The 3,445-nt window shown below is 47.1% G+C and carries 3 protein-coding genes; all 3 read left to right on the forward strand.

Annotated features, from left to right (window positions below; translation table 11 throughout):
- A partial coding sequence (locus tag D9597_RS23040) for an RHS repeat-associated core domain-containing protein (RefSeq protein WP_205712917.1) occupies positions 1–2,143 on the forward strand: 2,143 nt, incomplete at its 5' end.
- A gap of 15 nt (positions 2,144–2,158) precedes the next feature.
- Positions 2,159–2,716 (forward strand): DUF1629 domain-containing protein, encoded by a 558-nt coding sequence (locus D9597_RS23045; RefSeq protein ID WP_130224936.1) that lies wholly within the window; start codon positions 2,159–2,161, stop codon positions 2,714–2,716.
- Positions 2,717–3,008: 292 nt separating this feature from the next.
- Positions 3,009–3,445, forward strand: a 437-nt coding sequence (locus D9597_RS23050; RefSeq protein ID WP_130224938.1) for an ISAs1 family transposase, incomplete at its 3' end; no start/stop codon positions are given.

Below are 3,445 nucleotides of genomic sequence, written 5' to 3' on the forward strand. Positions count from 1 at the left end.
CAAAACCACCCGCTACGAATATGGCGCATTTGACCTGTTAACGGCGGTTATCCGCCCGGATGGCGAACGGCTGGAATGCCGCTACGATAAACTCACCCGCCTGACCGAAATCATCAACGCCGAAGGTGAACACTACCGTCTGGAATATGATAAAGCCGGGCAGCTTATCGCGGAAACCGACTTCACCGGACGGACGCTGACCTACAGCTACGATGCGGCAGGTCGCTGTATCCGCACCACCTTCCCGGACGGCACCCACCGGAACCGACGCTACAACGTGACCGACCAGGTGACGGATGAGGAAGTCACACAGGGGGACAGTGACCGTATTCTGAGCGCCACCACCTTCCGCTATGACACGCTGTGCCGTCTGGTGGAGGCGAAAAACGATGATGCCACTGTCACGTATGAATATGACAGTGCCAGCAGGGTTGTGGCTGAGACAATCAACGGCAGGCGTACTGAATACAGTTACGACAGTAATCTGGATACGGTTTCACAGCGCACCACCGCAGGCATCACCGAGCGTTTCACCCGCAACCAGATGGGCTGTCTGACCACCTGGCAGATAGCGGACCATGCCCCGCTGACATTTGAGCATGACCTGCGCGGCATGGAAACCTCCCGACGCAGCGGGGCCGGATTTTACCAGACGCTGGCTTACACTCCCACAGGAATGCCGACCAGGCAGAATGCCGGGGACCACCAGGCCGGGCCGTATGAGCGGAATAAAAGCCTTGAACGGGAATGGCTTTACGACAACGCGTATAACCTCACCGCAATTGCCGACTCGCTGCGCGGCTCCATGTTCAACACCATCACGGCAAACGACCAGATAAGCCACGCCACCTGGACGGGCGACTCCGGCCAGTTTCCACTGTGCGAGGAACTGTTCACTTACGATAAAAACCTGAACATCACCCGTCGACAGACCCGTGTGAATGAAGTCCTTGAAAGCGAAACACACCAGCAGAACCGGCATGGCCGGGTGATATCCAGTGAGCATGAAGGCTGGCGGCACTCAACGCACCGCATCAATCCGCAGACAGGAAAACCGGAAGAAGGGAAATTTGTCCGGGTGGTGAACGCCCATAACGTCACCTGGAAATACGATGTCAACGGCAGGCTGGTACAAAAGCTGGTCGATAAAGGTGGCTACCGCCCTCTCCGGTGGCGTTACAGATGGGACGCGCGCAGTCAGTTAACCGGACTGGAAACCCCGGACGGAGAACGCTGGGAATATAAATACGACCCGTTCGGCAGGCGTATCAGCAAGCGCTGTACCAGCCACGATAAACCCGGTATGGATTTTCACTGGAACGGCGACCAGTTGACGGAGGAAATTCCGGTTGGTGTGGATGGCAAACCGGAAGACGAAAACGCCATCCGCTGGATATACGAGCCGGGAGATTTCACGCCGTTTGCACGTTATGAGAAGGGGCAACTGCACTATGCGGTGACAGATACGGTGGGCCGTGTGCAGGAGCTGCTGACCGAGGAGGGGCTGATAGTCTGGAAAGGCAAACAGCAGCTCTGGGGTCGTGAGGAAGGCATCAATAAAGAAGGAGCGCCCACCTGCCGGTTACGCTTTCCGGGGCAGTATGAAGATACGGAATCGGGCCTGTACTATAACCGGTTCCGGTACTATGATTGCGAGACGGGGCAGTATATCTCTTCAGATCCCATAGGATTACTTGGGGGGATAAATCCTTATGGATATGTTCGTAACTCGCTGGAATTGATTGACCCTTGGGGGCTAGACAGTAAACGCGCTCGACTCCTCAAACAAAAAGGATTCCAAGAACATCATATTATCAGCGATAAAAACAGCTTAACCAAAAACCATCCATTGTTGAAGGCCGCGGCATACGACCTACAAAAAATGAAAAACAAGATTTTCTTACCTACAAAATGTGAACTTCATGCCACACGTACTATTCATAAAGGTAGACATCTAAGAAAAGTGAGTAGAAATCTGGCGAACAAAATGACCGAAGCACTAGAATACGGAAAAAAACATGGATGGACTCAACAGGAGTATAGTAATGCACTCGACGCTATAGTTGCTGAAGAAAGAGCTGCTTTAAAGGATGGCACACGAGCTTTAAACAAAAACAGACGAGAATGGTCTATACTGCTATGAAAATGGAGAAAATATATGTATATGTGGGATATACCAGAACAATATGCCAATAAGTATATTGGAGAATATCAGTATGAATCTTTTGATTACTTACTTTTTTCTCATAGCACACCAATTGAAAGAGTTGAGAATATCAATCCAGTCATTATCTACGCGATGCCCGATGAAATGATAAATAAATATGATTGCTTGCCAAATAGTTCATTGATCCCCGTAGTTAATGAACGACTAAAGGACTTCCTGGAAACACATGCCAAAGGTAATGTTGAGTTTCATAAAATAGACCTTCACACGAACAATGGACTCAAAGATGGTTTTTATCTTTTGAATACACTCACAAAACTACCGTTAATTGATATGCAGCACTCTCATTGCCAGTATATTCCCGGAACAACAGCGATCATGGGGTTTGAACAGGTTTTTTTTATTGAAGAGCCTCCGGAAGATTTTTGCATTGCACGATGTGCAGAATATTCATCTTATCTTATGTTATCTGATTCATTAGTAAAAAAAATGAAAAAAGAAAAATTTAAAGGAATTTCATATTCGAAAGTTCCTGTTCACCGAGATTAAAATAATTGGACATGTAACAAATATATTAAATCGGTAGCATCTCCAGGGAAGGATCATCGTGTGCCGAAGGCACACCGTAATCTGGTATAACGAAGATGGCCTGGTCACCTGCAGCACCGCCCCGCTCGGTCGGGAAGAGATCAGGGAACAGGGAAAGATCATCAGAAGTACACTTTCCGTACTAAATAATTCGCATTTTATGTTTAAAAATTGAGACATTCCTCATTACCTAAAGCTGTTTTTTATTGCTTATACATGATCAAATACTCCTTACATAATTAAGGAGAACAAAATGGAACTTAAAAAATTGATGGAACATATTTCTATTATCCCCGATTACAGACAAGCCAGGAAAGTGGAACATAAATTGTCGGATATTCTACTGTTGACTATTTGTGCCGTCATTTCTGGTGCAGAAGGTTGGGAAGATATAGAGGATTTTGGGGAAACTCATCTCAATTTTTTAAAACAATATGGTGATTTTGAAAATGGTATTCCTGTTCACGATACCATCGCCAGAGTTGTATCCTGTATCAGTCCTTCAAAATTTCACGAGTGCTTTATTAACTGGATGCGAGATTGCCATACTTCAGATGATAAAGACGTTATTGCAATCGATGGAAAAACACTCCGGCATTCTTATGACAAGAGTCGCCGCAGGGGAGCGATTCATGTCATTAGTGCGTTCTCAACAATGCACAGTCTGGCCATCGGACAGATCAAGACAGA

It is taken from the genome of Escherichia sp. E13S3 (assembly GCF_004212325.1).
In the GTDB taxonomy this organism is placed as follows: Bacteria; Pseudomonadota; Gammaproteobacteria; order Enterobacterales; family Enterobacteriaceae; genus Escherichia.